The following is a 15,276-nucleotide window of genomic DNA, read 5'->3' as shown; positions in this document are numbered from 1 at the left end:
GGGTTCGCTCTCGGCTGCGGGTTCGCTGTGGCTGGTCGCGCAGTTCCCCGCGCCCCTTCGGGGCGCCATTGCCGTGCCTACGGAGCGTCCCGGCCCTCCAGCTCGTGGCGCAGGTCGTCCAGTTCGCTGCCGCCTGCCATTTGGCGGGTCAGTTCGTCGAGGGTGATCTCGTCGCGGTCGTAGCTGCCGAACATCGTGCCCCTCTTCAGGAGGACGAAGCGGTTGCCCACGAGGTACGCGTGATGCGGGTTGTGCGTGATCAGGACCACGCCCAGGCCCGCGTCCCGCGCGGCGGCGACGTACTTCAGGACGACGCCGGACTGCTTGACGCCGAGGGCGGCGGTCGGTTCGTCGAGTACGAGGACCTTGGCGCCGAAGTAGACGGCGCGGGCGATCGCCACGCACTGGCGTTCACCGCCCGAGAGGGTGCCGATGGGCTGGTCGACGTCGCGCAGGTCGATGCCCATCCGCAGCAGCTCCGCGTGGGTCGTCCTGCGCATCAGGTCGACGTCCAGGCGCTTGAAGGGCCCGGAGCCCTTCGTCGGCTCGGAGCCGAGGAAGAAGTTCCGCCAGACCGGCATCAGCGGGACGACGGCGAGGTCCTGGTAGACCGTGGCGATACCGCGGTCGAGGGACTCGCGCGGATTGGCGAGCCGGGTCTCCTCGCCCTCGATGCTGAAGGAGCCGGAGTCGTGCCGGTGCAGACCCGCGATGATCTTGATGAGGGTCGACTTGCCCGCGCCGTTGTCGCCGAGGACGCAGGAGATCTCGCCCGCGTGCACGACGAGGGAGACGTCCTCCAGGGCCCGGATGTTGCCGTAGTACTTACTGACGCCATCGAGCTCGACCAGCGCCGTACGCTCTGCGGTCTCGGTCATTTCGTCGCCTCCGCGCGCTTGCGGACCCACGCGTTGAGCAGGGTCGCGAGGAGCAGCATCGCCCCGAGGAAGAACTTGAACCAGTCCGGGTTCCACTCGGCGAACACGATGCCCTTGCTCGTCATGCCGAAGATCAGGGCGCCGATGGCCGCGCCGACCGCGGAACCGTAGCCGCCGGTGATCAGACAGCCGCCGATGACGGCCGCGATGATGTAGATCAGCTCGTTGCCGACGCCCTCGCCGGACTGCACGACGTCGAAGGAGAACAGCAGGTGCTGCCCCGAGATCCAGGCGCCGAAGGCGACGCCCATGTAGAGGCCGATCTTGGTCTTGTTGACCGGGACGCCGACGGCGCGCGCCGCGTCCTCACCGCCGCCGACCGCGTAGATCCAGTTGCCGACGCGGGTGCGCAGCAGGATCCAGGTGGCGACGACGATCAGGGCGAGCCACCACAGGATGGTGATCTTGAAGTCGACGCCGCCGATGGTGAGCGTGGAGGCGAAGACGTCCTTCGCGGAGGAGAAGCCCTCCATGTCGGAGATCGACTTGGTGGAGACGGTGCCGCTGATCAGCTTGGTGAAGCCGAGGTTCATGCCGGTCAGCATCAGGAACGTGCCGAGCGTGATGATGAAGCTCGGTGGGTCCGTGCGGGTCAGCATGACGCCGTTGAACACGCCGATGGCGAGCGTGAACAGCAGCGAGACGCCCACGCCGACCCAGACGTTGGCCGTCATCTGGTAGCTGAACATCGACGAGACCAGCGCGGACGTCGTGACCATGACGCCGGCGGACAGGTCGAACTCGCCGCCGATCATCAGCAGGGCCACGGGTACGGCCATGATGCCGATCGTCGACGACGCGTACAGGACCGTGGCGAGGCTGGAGGCCCGCAGGAAGCTGTCCGCGAAGATCGCGAAGAAGAGGAAGACGGCGATGGCGCCGACGACCGAGCCGAGTTCGGGCCGGCCCATGAGCTTGCGCAGCGGTGACGTCTTCAGGAGCCGCTCGTCCGTCAGCGGCGGGGTCCCTGGTGCGGCGGCGCTCATCGTGTCCCCCGGTTCGTGTACTCCTCGAGCTTGGCCGCCTGGTCCTTGGTGATGATCTGCGGTCCGGTGAGGACCGGCTTGCCGCCCCCGAGGACGTCCGCGTTGTAGCGGTAGAGCCAGAGCAGGTCCACGGCCTCGTAGCCCTGGAGGTAGGGCTGCTGGTCGACAGCGAAGCCGAGTGTGCCGTCCTTCAGACCGCCGGCGACCTTCTCGTTGAGGTCGAAGGTGTCGATCTCGGCCTTGCTGCCCGCGTCCTGCTTGGCCTTCACGGCGGTGGCGGCGAAGGGCGCGCCGAGCGTGACGACGGAGTCGATGGACTTGTCGGCCTGGAGCTTGGCGCCGATGGAGGACTGGACGTCGGGCATGTTGGTGCCCTCGACGTACAGGTTCTGCATCTGGCCCTTGAAGGTCTCCTTGGCGCCGGCGCAGCGCTGCTCGTGGCCGACGTTGCCCTGCTCGTGCAGGACGCACAGGGCCTTCTTGCGGCCGCGCTTGTTCAGCTCCTCGCCGACGGCCCGGCCCGCGATCGTCTCGTCCTGCCCGATGTGCGTGAGCGCGCCGAACTTCTTGGACTCCTCGGAGCCGGAGTTCACGGTGATCACGGGGATGCCGGCCTTCTCGGCGCGGGCGACGGCGGCCTTCATGGCGTCGGGCTTCGCGAGCGTGACGATCAGGCCGTCGACCTTCTTGTCCACGGCCGCGTCGACGAGCTGGGCCTGCTGCTGCGCCTCGTCGCTGTGCGAGTACAGCAAGTTGATGTTGTCCTTGATCGCGGCCTGCTTGGCACCGCTCTGGACGATGTCCCAGAAGGTGTCGCCGTCGCCTGAATGGGTCACCATCGCGACGGTCCAGCGCGGGGTGTTCACCGCGGCCCTGCCCTGGGCCGAGGCCGCCTTCCTGGCGTCCTCCGCCCGCTTGCCGCCGGTGCTGCTGCACCCCGCGAGGGTGAGACCGACTGCCCCTGCGAGGGCGATGCTCACCCAGCTCCGAAACCGTGCCACGAGGCCGTGCCCTTCTTGCTGTGCTGCCTGATACACCGGAGCCGGCGGACCGGCCCCAGGGGGCACTTCTCGGGCCCCGGACGCCTCAGTATCCCCGACCGCATGTCTCGGCCGCCGTGCAGGTCCCGGGGGACGCGCCAGGCTTGTGGCCGGGGGTCCGGGGGTTGTCCCCCGGGCGCACACAGCAGGCACCGGGATCACGCATCCGTTCACCGGGTACCGCGCGCGGTGTACGTCTCGAGCTTGGGCACGTCCTTCTCGGTCACGATCGCGGGGCCTGTCAGGACCGGCTTTCCGCCGCCGATGACGTTGGCGTTGGTGCGGTAGAGCCACAGTTCGTCGACGGCGAGATAGCCCTGCAGGTAGGGCTGCTGGTCGACGGCGAAGCCCACGTCCTTGGCCTTGAGGCTCTTCACCACGGCCGCGTTCAGGTCGAAGGTGTCCACCTCCGCCTCACTCCCCGCGTCCTGCTTGGCCTTGACGGCGACGGCAGCGGTGGGAGCGCCGAGCGCGACGACCGCGTCGATGTCCTTGGCCGCCTGGAGCTTGGCCTCGATGGACGACTGGGACGCGGGGGCGTTGGTGCCCTCGACGTTGAGGTTCTCGACGGTGCCCTTGAAGGTCTTCTTGACGCCGGCGCAGCGCTGCTCCAGGGAGACGTTGCCCTGTTCGTGGATGACGCAGAGCGCCTTCTTCCTGCCCCGCGCGTTGAGTTCGCTGCCGACGGCCTCGCCGGCCACGGACTCGTCCTGCCCGATGTGGGTGAGCGCGCCGAACCGCTGCGAGAACTCGCCGCCGGAGTTGATCGTGACGACCGGGATCCCGGCGTCCTTCGCCTTGGCGAGTACGGCCTTCATGGCCTCGGGCTTGGCCAGGGTGACGACGATCCCGTCGACCTTCTTGTCGATCGCCGACTGGACCAGCTCGGCCTGCCCCTTGGCCTCTTTGTCGTTCGAGTAGAGGAACTGGACGTTGTCCTTGGCGGCGGCCTGCTTGGCGCCACTCTGGACGATGTCCCAGAAGGTGTCGCCCTCGCCGGAGTGCGTGACCATCGCGATCTTCAGGCGGGGCGTGCCGGCGGACTTGCCGCCTCCTGAGCCGTCGGCCTTGTCCTCGGAGGTCTTGCCTCCGGAGCTGCTGCATCCGGCCGCGAGTGCGACGACCGCAATGAGGGTTGCTGCCGTGCGGGCTGTGCGCATGGTGTGCCACCTCTCTCCTCGCCGCCCGTGTGCGGCTGGAGGAGTTCTAGCGGTGGGTACCCGGCACCGTCAATGACTTTGTCATAACATTCTTACGGCCGTACGAGGAGCTGGAACTCGAAGGAGTAGCGGGACGCCCGGTATGTGTGCGACCCGAACTCGACGGGTCGGCCGGTGTCGTCGAACGTGGTGCGCTGCATGGTCAGGAGCGGGGCGCCCGCGGGCTCGGCGAGCCGCTCGCCCTCCTCGGCCGTGGCGGCGCGGGCGCCGACGGACTGGCGGGCGCTGTGCAGGGTTATCCCCGCGGCGCGCATCAGCCGGTAGAGCCCGGTTACCTCCAGCCGCTCCGTGTCGAGCGGGAGCAGCCCGGTGGGCAGGTGGTTGCAGAGGTACGCGACCGGGTCGCCGTGGGTCAGCCGCAGCCGCTCGACCCGGTGCACCTCGTCGCCCTCCGCCACCCCGAGCGCGGCCGCGACCTCGGCGGACGCGGGCACGAGGGTGTTGGCCACAACGCGCGTCTCGGGCTTCTGGCCCGCCGCCTCCAGGTCGTCGTAGAGGCTGCTGAGCTCCAGGGGGCGCTTGACCTGGCTGTGGACGACCTGGGTGCCGACGCCACGGCGGCGCACGAGGAGGCCCTTGTCGACGAGGGACTGAATGGCCTGGCGCACAGTGGGCCGGGACAGGCCGAGCCGGCCCGCGAGCTCGATCTCGTTGCCGAGCAGGCTGCCGGGGGTCAGGGAGCCGCGCTCGATCGCCGCCTCCAGCTGCTGGGAGAGCTGGAAATAGAGCGGAACCGGACTGCTGCGGTCCACGCTGAGCTGGAGCGACACGGTCGGATCGACTACTGGTTTGGCCACGGGCCGAGCGTAGTCGCAAGGAATGTTGACGGGAAGTCGTGAAGTTCGGTTGTCAGGACAAACCGTTGACAGCGGGTTCCCCGGGCGGCACCTTGACTGCATGCGCATCGGACTTATCGGGACGGGCCGTATCGGCACCTTTCACGCAGCAGTTCTGGAGCGGTACCGCGAGGTCGGCTCGCTCGTCGTCACGGACGCGGACCCGGAGCGGGCCGTCGCGCTCGCGGACCGGATCGGCGCGACCGCGGCGCCCACGGTGGACGAGATCTTCTCCTGGGGCGTGGACGCGGTGGTCATCACGGCGGCGACGTCCGCGCACGGCGACCTGATCGGGCGGGCGGCGCGGGCCGGGCTCCCGGTGTTCTGCGAGAAGCCCATCGCCCTCGACCTGCCGGGCACGCTGGCCGCGCTGGACGAGGTGGAGCGGGCCGGGACCGTGCTCCAGCTGGGCTTCCAGCGCCGCTTCGACGCGGGGTACACGGCGGCGCGCGAGGCGGTGCGCTCGGGCCGCCTCGGCCGGCTGCACACCGTACGGGCGATGACGAGCGACCCGGCGCCGCCGCCGGCCGCCTATCTGCCGCTCTCCGGCGGGCTCTACCGGGACTGCCTGGTCCATGACTTCGACATCCTGCGCTGGGTGACCGGCCGCGAGGTGACGGAGGTGTACGCGACCGGGTCCGACGCCGGACCCGCGATGTTCCGCGAGGCCGGGGATGTCGACACGGCGGCCGCCGTCCTCACGCTCGACGACGGCGCGCTGGTCACGGCGACGGCGACGCGCTGCAACGGCGCGGGCTACGACGTACGCATGGAACTCTCCGGCGAGCTGGACACAGTCGTCGTCGGCCTCGACGACCGCACGCCCTTCGCCTCCACCGAGCCCAAGGGCCCGTCGGCCGCGACCAAGCCCTGGCCCGGCTTCCTGGAACGCTTCGCCCCGGCGTACGAGGCGGAGCTCGTCGCGTTCGTCGACGTGGTGCGCGGCGAACGCGAGAACCCGTGCGACGGCCGCGAGGCACTGCACGCGCTGCGGATCGCGGAGGCCTGCGAACTGTCGCGCCGGGAGCGGCGGTTGGTCCGGATGGAGGAGATCCCGGGGGGCTGATTCTCCGGCCTCGTACGCGCGCCGCTCAGCCTGGGCGACCGATCAGCCCTGCGCGACCGACAGGATCGTGCCCTGGGCGACGGCGCACAGTTTCTCCGTGCCCTCCTCGTCCACCGTCGACAGGTCACAGCGGACGACGGGAGGCCCTGCCGAATCTAACTCGCGCCACTGACAATCGGTTCCCGTGACGTGATCGCCGCGCCGCCCTCGGCCAGGAAACGCGCGAGCGGCAGGGTCGCCGCGCCGACGGTCACCGCGTCGGGTCCGAGGCGCCCGAGTTCGATGGTGGTCTGCGCGTACGGGTGGCGCAGGGCGTACGCGGCGGCCGCCCGCCGGACCGGTTCGAGGAGGCGGGGGCCGAGGAGCAGCCCGGCCCAGCCGCCGACGACGATGCGCTCGGGGTTGAAGAGATTGACGAGGTCGGCGATGCCCGCGCCGAGGAACTCGGCCGTCTCGTCGAGGAGTTCACCGGCTTCGGGGTCGGCGAGGAGTTCGGCGAGCGCCCCCTCCTCGTCGGCCGAGGCCGGGTGGCCGCCGCTCTCCCGCCACCGTTCGAGCAGCGCCTCGGCGCCCACGTACGCCTCCAGGCAGCCGCGCGCCCCGCACCGGCAACGGCGTCCGCCGACCTGGAGTGTGGTGTGGCCCCACTCCCCCGCGCTGCCGGACGAGCCCTGGTAGGGGACGCCGTCGGCGATGACGCAGGCGCCGACGCCGGAGCCGATGAGGGCGACGACGGCGTTGCGGGCACCGCGGCCCGCGCCGAACCACATCTCGGCGAGGCCGAGCGTCTTGGCGCCGTTGTCGACGAACAGGGGCAGTTCGGGCGGGAGTTCACCGCAGTCGCGGAGCATCGCCTCGAGGGGGACGGCGTCCCAGCCGATGGCCTGGCCGTGCACGACAGCTCCGACGGCGCCGCCCGCACCGGAGGCGTCGACGATGCCGGGCACGCCGATGCCGACGCCGATGAGGGCGTCCGGCGCGACCTTCGCCCCGGCGAGCACCTGCGCGAGGCCGGCCGCGACGATCCGTACGACGTCCCGCGCGTCATGGTGTCCGTCGGGCAACGGGGCGTCCACGCGCGCGAGTTCGTTCAGGGTGAAATCGAAGAGCTCCACGCGTACGCGTGTCTCGCCGATGTCGACGCCGGCGAGGTGGCCGCAGCGCGGTGCGACGCGCAGGAGCGTGCGCGGCCTGCCGCCGTCGGAGTCGACCGATCCGGCTTCCTCCAGGAGGCCGTCGGCGACGAGCTCGGAGACGACGTTGCTGATCGACCCCGAGCTGAGTGCGGTGAGCGGGCCCAGCTCCTGCCGGCTGAGCGGCCCGTCGAAGTAGAGCTTGCGCAGCACCGTGGCGCGGTTGTTGCGTCTGAGGTCACGCACCGTGCGCCGGCGTGGTCCGGCCATCGTCATCCTCCCCCGTGCGGCGGACCCCGAGCGCCGTTCGCCCGCGCCCGGATCACGCAGTGAATTTACCCGTGCCGCCGGAGTCAGTCGTCGAGGAGTCCCGCGTCGTGGGTCAGGAGGGCGATCTGGACGCGGTTGTTCAGGCCGAGCTTCGCGAGGATGCGGGAGACGTGTGCCTTGACGGTCGCGACGCTCATGTAGAGCTCGGCGGCGATCTCCGCGTTGGACGCGCCGCGGCCCACGGCGCCGGCCACCTCTCTTTCGCGGTCGGCCAGTTCGGCGAGTCGCTCACGCGCGCGTGCCCTGCGGTCCTGCTGCGGGTCGGGGCCGGTGGCCCGCGTGATGAGCTGCCGGGTCACGGCGGGCGACAGGACGGGCGCTCCGGAGGCGACCCGGCGGACCGCCTCGACGATCTCGGCGGGCGCGGTGTCCTTGAGGACGAAACCCGCGGCCCCGGCGCGCAGCGCGCGCAGTACCTGTTCGTCGGCGTGGAACGTGGTGAGGACGATGACCTCGGGTGCGTCGCGCCGCGCCCGCAGCGCCTCGGTCGCGGCGAGACCGTCCACGTCCGGCATGCGGATGTCCATGAGGACGACGTCGGGCCGGGTCTCGGCGACAAGGGCGGGGACCTGCGAGCCGTCGCCCGCCTGGCCGACGATCTCGATGTCGGGCGCGCCCCCGAGCATGAAGGAGAGGCCCGCGCGCACCAGCGGGTCGTCGTCGACGAGGAGCACCCTGATCGGTTGCACCGAATTCACCCTGTCCCGCCTTCGCGCCGTCGTACCGCAGCCGTCACCGTCGCCGCCATCGCTGTCCCGGGGGGGCACCGTAGCGAGCCGGTGATCACGTGGTCCAGGCGAGCCTGCCGCGGGCGGGGGTCACCCGGGCCACGGCAGCCAGGCCTCGATCGCGAAGCCCCCGTCTGCGGCGGCGCCGTGGCCGAGGCTGCCGCCGGCCAGGGTGGCGCGTTCCGTGAGGCCGATCAGGCCCTGGCCCGAGCCCGGCACGTGCGGGACCTCGCCGGGGGGCGGCGGGTTGCGGACCGAGACGGTGACGCCGTCGCCCGGAGCGCCGGACACGAGGACCTCGACCTCGGCGCCGGGGGCGTGCTTGCGGGCGTTGGTCAGGCCTTCCTGGACGATGCGGTAGGCGGTGCGGCCGACGGACGCGGGGACGGTGTCCGGGGCGGTGACCTGGTGGTCGAGGACGATCTTCATGCCCGCCTCGCGGGACTCGGTGACCAGGGCGTCGAGCCCGGCGAGCGTCGGCTGGGGCCGCCCCGACTCCTCGCCGTGGTCGTCGGCCCGCAGAACGCCGATGATCTCGCGCAGGTCCTGGAGCGCCTCGTGGGCGCTCTCGCGGATGACGCCGGCCGCACGGGCGACCTCCTGCTGGGGTGCGTCGGGCCGGAACTCCAGGGCGCCCGCGTGCACGCTGAGCAGGGTGAGCCGGTGGGCGAGCACGTCGTGCATCTCGCGGGCGATGGCCTCGCGGGCGAGGCGCTGCGCCTGCTCGGCCCGCAGTGCGGCCTCGGTCTCGGCGCGCCTCGCCCGGTCGCGCAGCGACATCAGGAGCTGGCGCCGGGAGCGTACGAACATGCCCCAGCCGACGACGGTGATCGTCAGGACGATCGTGAAGGCGACGGAGACGACGTACGGCGAGTCCGGGTCCGGCCGGATCCAGAAGAAGAACGGGATCAGCGCGCAGGAGGCGCCGGCGACCCAGGCGACGTATCGGAAGGGGCGGTGCACGGCGAGGGTGAAGATGGCGACCAGGGTGGCGCCGCCCGCGCTGTTCGACACCATGCTGACGGCCGACAGCGCGACGGCCAGGCTCAGGGGCCACCGTCTGCGCAGCCACACGGCGGCGCAGGCGAGTGCGCCGAGCCACTGGTCGAGGGCGGCGAGGCCGTCGGAGGTGTTCGGGTCGTTCGAGACGGAGTGGGCGCCGAGCAGGCCGATGCCCACGGCGGCGAGGAAACAGGTGAAGTCGACGACCCAGTCGCGCAGAGTGCGGCGCCTGCGTCCGGGGCGGCCGTCCGGGTCCAGGTCGAGCTCGTCGGCGACGGCCGAGGGCAGCATCCTGCGCCGCCACCGGTACCTCTTCCCCGGTGGGGTCGTCCCTGTCCGCTCCTGAACCTCCATGGTCGGCAAATCTACGCATCCGCGGGGCCCGGTACCGCCTCGTGGAGCGGAACGTGGACGAAAGTCGCGGCGGCCGGTACTTCGGTGGGCGCGCCCCGCCGGAAGTCGCGTCTTGTGGCGGGACGCGCCTCGCCCCGCGGCCGATGTGCGTGGGGGGTCCGCGGGGCGAGGTTGTCACCCATGAAGAAGGTTCTGGAGTTCATCGGCGCGATCGCGCTCATTCAGGGCGCGGTCGGCCTGCTGCACGAGTTCACCGGGTGGCTGAGCTGGGGCGTCATCCAGCATCTCGGCATCCTCGACGGCTACGAGGTGTACGGGAGCATCGCGCTGATCGTGCTCGCGTTCGCCCTGTTCGCCGCGTCGGAGAGCCTCAAGAGCTGACGGCGCCGGTCACCGGGGTCGTTCAGCAGCCGTAGTCGACGAGGTCGAACGTCGCGTAGTGATCGCCGGTGTAGTAGTCCTCCTGGGACTGCTCGCCGGTGACGATGCGGCGGGCGCCGCGGGTCGGGGAGCCGGGGGTGATGACCGTGTACTCGTGGTAGTAGCCGGTGGACTGCGAGGGCAGGACACCCTCCCGGTTCGAGAAAACCGTGCCGTCCTGGTCGTAGGGGTAGGGGCCGCCCTGCTCGATGAGGTCGAGCGTGTCGTGGGCCTGGGAGGGCAGCGCCGAGTAGCAGATGTCGCCGACGGCGGTCACGGAGTACGTGACGGGGGCCGGGGCCGCGGTGGCCGAGCCGGCAAGGACGGGGCCGCCGATGAGCAGGGCGGCGGCGAGGGCAGTGACACTGGCGATTCGTGGGGGGATTCGCATGGCCCCTAGTGTGACGCGCGTAGAGCATGACGTGTCAACGTCAAGTCAGGGGAGTTTTCCGGAAGTTAACCAATCCGAGGCGCCGCATCAGGGGCGTCCGGGGCGCGTTCAGGGCCCGTTCAGGGTGCGGCTCAGGCAGTGACTCAGGCGGTGACGCGGCGCCCCCATGCCGTCCCTGCCAGCACGAACACGGCTCCCAACAGGCCCAGCGGTCCCAGGCGTTCGCCGCCGATGACGATGCCGGCCGCCGCGGCCCACAGTGGCTCCGTGCCGAGGAGCAGGCTCACCCGGGACGGTGACGTCCGGTGGACCGCCCACATCTGCACGAAGAAGGCGAAGAGCGTACAGAAGACGGACAGGAAGACGAGCCCCGCCCACGCGCGCGGGCCGAAGTCCGCGGCCGCCTCCCACGGCGCGGCGCCCGTCCCCGGCACCCCGCACAAGAGCGCGAACACCGCGACGGAAGCGCCCAGTTGGACCGTCGTCAAGGGCAGCGCCTCCGCGCCCCGCACGGACTTCATCCGGGCCATGGCGAGGACGTGGACGGTACGGGCGAGTGCCGCGAGCAGCATCAGGAGGTCGCCGGCGGACGGTGCCGTGAAGCCGCCGCTCTGGGTGAGCAGGACGACGCCGGCCACGGAGACGGCGGCCGCGGCGAGGAAGGTGCGGGGCGGCCTGGTCCGCGTCACCGCGGCCTCGGCGAGGGGCGTGAAGATCATGGTGAGGCTGATGACGAGGCCCGCGTTCGTCGCCGAGGTGTGGACGACGCCGTAGGTCTCCAGGAGGAAGATCCCGCTGAGGATCAGCCCGAGGAGTCCGGCCCCGCGCCACTGCGCGGCGCTCAGCCCGCGCAGCGCGCCCCGCCCGGCCACGGCGAGCGCCGGCAGGACGGCGCCGAACCGGAGCACGAGGACCGCGAGGACGGTGGCCTGTGTGGTGATGCCCTTGGCCGCGAGATAGCTGGCTCCCCAGACGACGGCCACGAGGAGAACGGGCAGGTCGGTGAGCCAGGCGCGGCGGGGCGCGGTGGCGGTGAGCGTGGTCAAGGTGCGGTCTCCGGCGGCGTACGGCGGCGTGGAGACGACGGCGGCTCGCACGGGGGCGGGCTCACGGTACCGGCGGCAAGATCATCAGGGCCACCGCTTTCCACCCGCCGGACCCGCCCGGGAGCTCACCGCCGCGGGCGGGGGCATCGGCGTCCGTTTGCCGCCAGCATCGGCGGTCGCCCGTCCATTTACTTGAAGTCATAACAACCGATGGCTTCAGGAGGACCCATGAACGGCAAGGCGGCACTCGTCACCGGTGGCAGCCGCGGGATCGGCGCGGCGACCGCGCTGCGGCTGGCTCGTGAGGGCGCGGATGTGGCGGTCACCTACGTGAACGGCAAGGAGGCGGCCGAGGAGGTCGTGCGCCGCATCGAGGCACTGGGCCGGCGCGGTCTCGCGCTGCGCGCGGACTCGGCGGACGCGCACGAGGCGGCGGGGGCGGTGGATCAGGCGGCGGACGCGTTCGGCGGGCTCGACGTGCTGGTGAACAACGTGGGCGTGGGGGTGCTCGGGCCGCTGGAGGGCTTCTCGCTCGCCGAGATCGACCACGCGCTCGCGGTGAACGTGCGCGGTGTCCTGCTGGCGTCGCAGGCGGCCGCGACGCGGCTGTCCGACGGCGGCAGGATCGTCACTGTCGGCACCTGCATGGCGAAGCGCGTACCGGGCCCCGGCGGGACCGTGTACGCGACGACCAAGGCGGCCCTGATCGGCCTGACGAAGGCGCTGGCACGTGAGTTGGGCGGCCGCGGCATCACGGCGAACATCGTCCACCCGGGCCCGATCGACACGGACATGAACCCGGCGGACGGACCGTACGCCTCGGGCCAGACCGTGTCCGTCGCGCTGGACCGCTTCGGCACGGCCGACGAGGTGGCGTCGATGGTCGCCTATCTCGCGGGCCCCGAGGCCACGTATGTCACGGGCGCGGAGTTCGCCGTGGACGGCGGGCACGCGGCGTGACGCATGCGCGCGGGGGTGTACCGGTGCTGTCAGTCCGGTATGCCCCCACGCGCGGGCCTGGAGCCTGGGTCAGCCGCCGAGCTCCTGGTGACGGGCCGCCAGACGGGCCGCGCCCTCATCCGTCAGCGAGCCGAACAGGCGCAGGCGGGAGATGCCGCCGTCCGGGTAGATGTCCACGCGCGCGTGGGTGCCGACCGCAGGGGCGTCGAGAACGAAGCGGTGGTTGGTGTCGGGCTGGAGGCGGGTGCGGGGCAGGACCTCCACCCACTCGCCATCGTCGCCGTCGCGCACAGAAACCGACGCCCAGCCCGCGGAGTTGCCCTTGAGGTAGGCGGTGTCGATCTCCAGGGCGCGGATCTGCGACTGGGCGGCCAGGCCGTAGCTGATCCAGTCGTTGCCCTGGTCGCGGCGGCGGCGGGTCTCCCAGCCGTCGTCCATCTTGCGGGAGCGGCCCGGCTGGATGGTGTTGCTCGCGGGCGAGTAGAAGAGGTTGGAGGCGTCCTCGGCGCGGCCGCCGTTCTCCAGGGCGACGACATCGAACGTGCCGAGCGTGGCGAGCCACTTGGGGTCGGGCACGACCTCGCCGTGGACCCGCAGGCGGGCGATGCCGCCGTCGGGGTGCTGGTTGACGCGCAGGTGCGTGAAGCGCTGCTCCACGTCGACGGCGAAGCCGTTGGCCGCGTGGCCGCCGACCGCCGTGCGCGGCACGAGCGTCGCCCACTTGGCGTCGCCCGAGAGCAGCTCCTGCGGGGTGGGCGCGCCTTCCACGGACGCGGCCTCCACGGATACGGCCTGCGGGTAGTTGCCGCGGAAGTGGGCGGTGTCGACGATGATGCCGCGGATCACGCCGGGGGCGCCGAGCCGGACGAGCGCCCAGTCGTGGTCCTCCGCGGTCGGCCACGGGTGGTCCGCGCCGGTGCCGCGGCGACGGCGGGTCTCCCAGCCGTCCATGATCTTGCCCTTGTGGCCGAAGTGCTCGGGGTCGAACTCGGCGCGCTCGGGCACGAGGAGGTTCTCGCGCTGGGCGAAGAACTCGTCGTTGGCGGCGATGACACCGGCGCCGAGCTGCCGCGCGGCGAGGTCGGCGTACTGCGTGAACGGGAAGTCGGCGGTGCGGTAGTCGGCGTAGGGGTCTCCGCCGCCGTAGGGGTTCGCGTCGCCGGTGAAGCGGGGAATCGCCGTCACAGTGATCAGTTGTTCCTTTCGAGGAGCTTGCCTGCCGGTGCGGTGAACTCGCCCTCGGCGACGATGCGTTCACCGCGCAGCCAGGTCGACTGCACGACGCCGTGCAGCGTCTTGCCCGCGTAGGCGGTGACGCGGTTGCGGTGCTGCAGTTCGGCCGGATCGACGGTGAAGGTCTCGTCGGGGGCGAGGACCGCGAAGTCGGCGTCGCGGCCGGCAGCGATGGCGCCCTTGCGGTCGTCGAGGCCGACCAGCTCCGAGGTGCGCGAGGACATCCAGCGCACCACGTCGTCGAGGGAGTGGCCGCGCCCCCGGGCCTCGGTCCAGATGGCGGAGAGGCTCAGCTGGAGGCCGGAGATGCCGCCCCACGCGGTGGCGAAGTCGTCGGTCTTCAGGTCGGCGGTCGACGGCGAGTGATCGGTGACGACGCAGTCGATGGTGCCGTCGGCGAGCGCCTGCCACAGCAGGTCCTGGTTCGCGGCCTCGCGGATGGGCGGGCAGCACTTGAACTCGCTCGCGCCGTCCGGGACTTCCTCCGCGGTGAGCGTGAGGTAGTGCGGGCACGTCTCGACGGTGAGCTGGACGCCCTCGGCCTTGGCCTCGGCGATCAGCGGCAGCGCGTCGGAGGAGGACAGGTGCAGGATGTGGACGCGGGCGCCGATCCGCTTGGCGGTGTCGATGAGCCCCTTGATCGCGACGTCCTCGGAGATCCGCGGCCGGGTAGCGAGGTAGTCGTCGTACTTCGGGCCGCTGTGGTGCGGGGCGACGTCCAGCTCGTGCGGGTCCTCGGCGTGCACGATGAGCAGGCCGCCGAACCCGGCGATCTCGGCCATGGAGGCGGTGAGCCGGTCACCGTTCAGGTGCGGGAACTCGTCCACGCCGGACGGCGAGAGGAAGCACTTGAAGCCGAAGACCCCGGCGTCGTGCAATGGACGCAGGTCCTTGACGTTGTCGGGCAGCGCGCCGCCCCAGAAGCCGACGTCGATGTGCGCCTTGGCGGCGGCGACGTCCTGCTTGGTGCGCAGGTTGGCCACCGTCGTCGTCGGCGGCAGCGAGTTGAGCGGCATGTCGACGATCGTGGTGATGCCGCCGGCCGCCGCGGCGCGGGTGGCCGTCCAGAAGCCCTCCCACTCCGTGCGCCCCGGGTCGTTCACGTGGACATGGGTGTCCACGAGTCCGGGCATGAGGACATCGTCACCGAAGTCCTCGAGCCGGGCGCCTGCCGGTACGTCCGCGTCGTGCGGAAGGACGGCGGCGATCTTTCCCCCGGCGACGGCGACCGACGCGGGCCGCGTGCCTTCGGGGGTGATGACGCGGGTCGAGCGCAGCACCAGTTCGACGTCGGACACCCGAGCCCCTCTCAGTAAATTCAACGTTCTGTTGAAGGAGTTTTCACTCCGGTCCGGGGTCCGTCAAGACCCGTCTCGTACGGGACGACGCCGTCCTGGACGTTTCCACAAAGTGGAATTAGAATTCCGTAGATCAGAACGTAGCTATCTACGACGACACCGTCAAGAGAACACAGGCACGGCCCGGCGCCACCCGGACAAAGGCCCCCTGACCGGCCGGAACAACCCGGGCCGTGCCACACCCCTCTCGGTGACCGCCGGGTAGGCTGCTGCCTTGCCCTTCCGCCCCGAAAGG

Annotated in this window: 15 protein-coding genes; 3 read left to right on the top strand and 12 right to left on the bottom strand. The window is 71.3% G+C overall.

Annotation, left to right across the window (positions count from 1 at the left end):
• Positions 1-77: 77 nt before the first annotated feature.
• From ACY0PA_RS33000 to ACY0PA_RS32980, 5 genes are all read right to left on the bottom strand, one after another.
• Positions 78-878 (bottom strand): ATP-binding cassette domain-containing protein, encoded by an 801-nt coding sequence (locus tag ACY0PA_RS33000; protein ID WP_473081113.1) that lies wholly within the window; start codon positions 876-878, stop codon positions 78-80.
• Positions 875-1,924 (bottom strand): ABC transporter permease, encoded by a 1,050-nt coding sequence (locus ACY0PA_RS32995; protein WP_473081112.1) that lies wholly within the window; start codon positions 1,922-1,924, stop codon positions 875-877. Before ACY0PA_RS32995 ends, ACY0PA_RS33000 begins: the two co-directional genes overlap by 4 nt.
• On the bottom strand, positions 1,921-2,925 hold the full coding sequence (locus ACY0PA_RS32990) for a sugar ABC transporter substrate-binding protein (protein ID WP_473081111.1): 1,005 nt from the start codon (positions 2,923-2,925) through the stop codon (positions 1,921-1,923). Before ACY0PA_RS32990 ends, ACY0PA_RS32995 begins: the two co-directional genes overlap by 4 nt.
• 209 nt (positions 2,926-3,134) lie before the next feature.
• Positions 3,135-4,124: a sugar ABC transporter substrate-binding protein gene (locus ACY0PA_RS32985; RefSeq protein ID WP_473081110.1), complete on the bottom strand. Its 990-nt coding sequence runs from the start codon at positions 4,122-4,124 to the stop codon at positions 3,135-3,137.
• 92 nt (positions 4,125-4,216) lie between these two features.
• On the bottom strand, positions 4,217-4,954 hold the full coding sequence (locus tag ACY0PA_RS32980) for a GntR family transcriptional regulator (RefSeq protein ID WP_473086501.1): 738 nt from the start codon (positions 4,952-4,954) through the stop codon (positions 4,217-4,219).
• Between the two features lie 127 nt (positions 4,955-5,081).
• Between ACY0PA_RS32980 and ACY0PA_RS32975 the strand changes: the two genes are divergently transcribed.
• A complete protein-coding gene (locus ACY0PA_RS32975; RefSeq protein ID WP_473081109.1) occupies positions 5,082-6,086 on the top strand; it encodes a Gfo/Idh/MocA family protein in 1,005 nt (334 codons plus the stop codon).
• 155 nt (positions 6,087-6,241) lie between these two features.
• On the opposite strand, the gene ACY0PA_RS32970 is transcribed toward ACY0PA_RS32975, so the two are convergent.
• From ACY0PA_RS32970 to ACY0PA_RS32960, 3 genes are all read right to left on the bottom strand, one after another.
• A complete protein-coding gene (locus ACY0PA_RS32970) occupies positions 6,242-7,489 on the bottom strand; it encodes an ROK family protein (protein WP_473081108.1) in 1,248 nt (415 codons plus the stop codon).
• Between the two features lie 83 nt (positions 7,490-7,572).
• Positions 7,573-8,238: a response regulator gene (locus ACY0PA_RS32965; protein WP_473081107.1), complete on the bottom strand. Its 666-nt coding sequence runs from the start codon at positions 8,236-8,238 to the stop codon at positions 7,573-7,575.
• A 129-nt stretch (positions 8,239-8,367) separates the two neighbouring features.
• Entirely contained in the window at positions 8,368-9,633 is a 1,266-nt protein-coding gene (locus ACY0PA_RS32960) for a sensor histidine kinase (RefSeq protein WP_473081106.1), read from the bottom strand.
• 180 nt (positions 9,634-9,813) lie between these two features.
• Here ACY0PA_RS32960 and ACY0PA_RS32955 point away from each other — a divergent pair, with 180 nt between their 5' ends.
• Positions 9,814-10,014 (top strand): hypothetical protein, encoded by a 201-nt coding sequence (locus ACY0PA_RS32955; RefSeq protein ID WP_356289250.1) that lies wholly within the window; start codon positions 9,814-9,816, stop codon positions 10,012-10,014.
• Positions 10,015-10,036: 22 nt separating this feature from the next.
• On the opposite strand, the gene ACY0PA_RS32950 is transcribed toward ACY0PA_RS32955, so the two are convergent.
• Together ACY0PA_RS32950 and ACY0PA_RS32945 are read right to left on the bottom strand one after the other, a co-directional pair.
• Entirely contained in the window at positions 10,037-10,444 is a 408-nt protein-coding gene (locus ACY0PA_RS32950; RefSeq protein WP_473081105.1) for a guanyl-specific ribonuclease, read from the bottom strand.
• A 143-nt stretch (positions 10,445-10,587) separates the two neighbouring features.
• Positions 10,588-11,490, bottom strand: coding sequence for a DMT family transporter (locus tag ACY0PA_RS32945; RefSeq protein ID WP_473086500.1), 903 nt, complete (start codon positions 11,488-11,490; stop codon positions 10,588-10,590).
• A 228-nt stretch (positions 11,491-11,718) separates the two neighbouring features.
• Here ACY0PA_RS32945 and ACY0PA_RS32940 point away from each other — a divergent pair, with 228 nt between their 5' ends.
• A complete protein-coding gene (locus ACY0PA_RS32940; protein WP_383081151.1) occupies positions 11,719-12,450 on the top strand; it encodes an SDR family oxidoreductase in 732 nt (243 codons plus the stop codon).
• 69 nt (positions 12,451-12,519) lie between these two features.
• Here the strand turns inward: ACY0PA_RS32940 and alc are convergent, their stop codons facing one another.
• Complete coding sequence (gene alc, locus ACY0PA_RS32935) at positions 12,520-13,635, bottom strand: allantoicase (protein ID WP_473081104.1); 1,116 nt, start codon at positions 13,633-13,635, stop codon at positions 12,520-12,522.
• A gap of 5 nt (positions 13,636-13,640) precedes the next feature.
• Positions 13,641-14,981, bottom strand: coding sequence for an allantoinase AllB (gene allB / locus ACY0PA_RS32930; RefSeq protein ID WP_473081103.1), 1,341 nt, complete (start codon positions 14,979-14,981; stop codon positions 13,641-13,643).
• Positions 14,982-15,276: the final 295 nt, after the last annotated feature.

This window comes from Streptomyces sp. DS1-CR2 (assembly GCF_055760475.1).
The sequence above is the reverse complement of the archived record's forward strand: the minus strand, read 5'-3'. Positions and strand labels throughout refer to the sequence as shown.

What these genes read in the sequence shown, in the direction of transcription:
- ACY0PA_RS32975 (WP_473081109.1), top strand. Translation starts at nt 5,082, where the DNA reads ATGCGCATCGGACTTATCGGGACGGGCCGTATCGGCACCTTTCACGCA.
- ACY0PA_RS32950 (WP_473081105.1), bottom strand. Translation starts at nt 10,444, where the DNA reads ATGCGAATCCCCCCACGAATCGCCAGTGTCACTGCCCTCGCCGCCGCC.
- ACY0PA_RS32985 (WP_473081110.1), bottom strand. Translation starts at nt 4,124, where the DNA reads ATGCGCACAGCCCGCACGGCAGCAACCCTCATTGCGGTCGTCGCACTC.
- ACY0PA_RS33000 (WP_473081113.1), bottom strand. Translation starts at nt 878, where the DNA reads ATGACCGAGACCGCAGAGCGTACGGCGCTGGTCGAGCTCGATGGCGTC.
- ACY0PA_RS32970 (WP_473081108.1), bottom strand. Translation starts at nt 7,489, where the DNA reads ATGGCCGGACCACGCCGGCGCACGGTGCGTGACCTCAGACGCAACAAC.
- ACY0PA_RS32960 (WP_473081106.1), bottom strand. Translation starts at nt 9,633, where the DNA reads ATGGAGGTTCAGGAGCGGACAGGGACGACCCCACCGGGGAAGAGGTAC.
- ACY0PA_RS32995 (WP_473081112.1), bottom strand. Translation starts at nt 1,924, where the DNA reads ATGAGCGCCGCCGCACCAGGGACCCCGCCGCTGACGGACGAGCGGCTC.
- ACY0PA_RS32940 (WP_383081151.1), top strand. Translation starts at nt 11,719, where the DNA reads ATGAACGGCAAGGCGGCACTCGTCACCGGTGGCAGCCGCGGGATCGGC.
- ACY0PA_RS32955 (WP_356289250.1), top strand. Translation starts at nt 9,814, where the DNA reads ATGAAGAAGGTTCTGGAGTTCATCGGCGCGATCGCGCTCATTCAGGGC.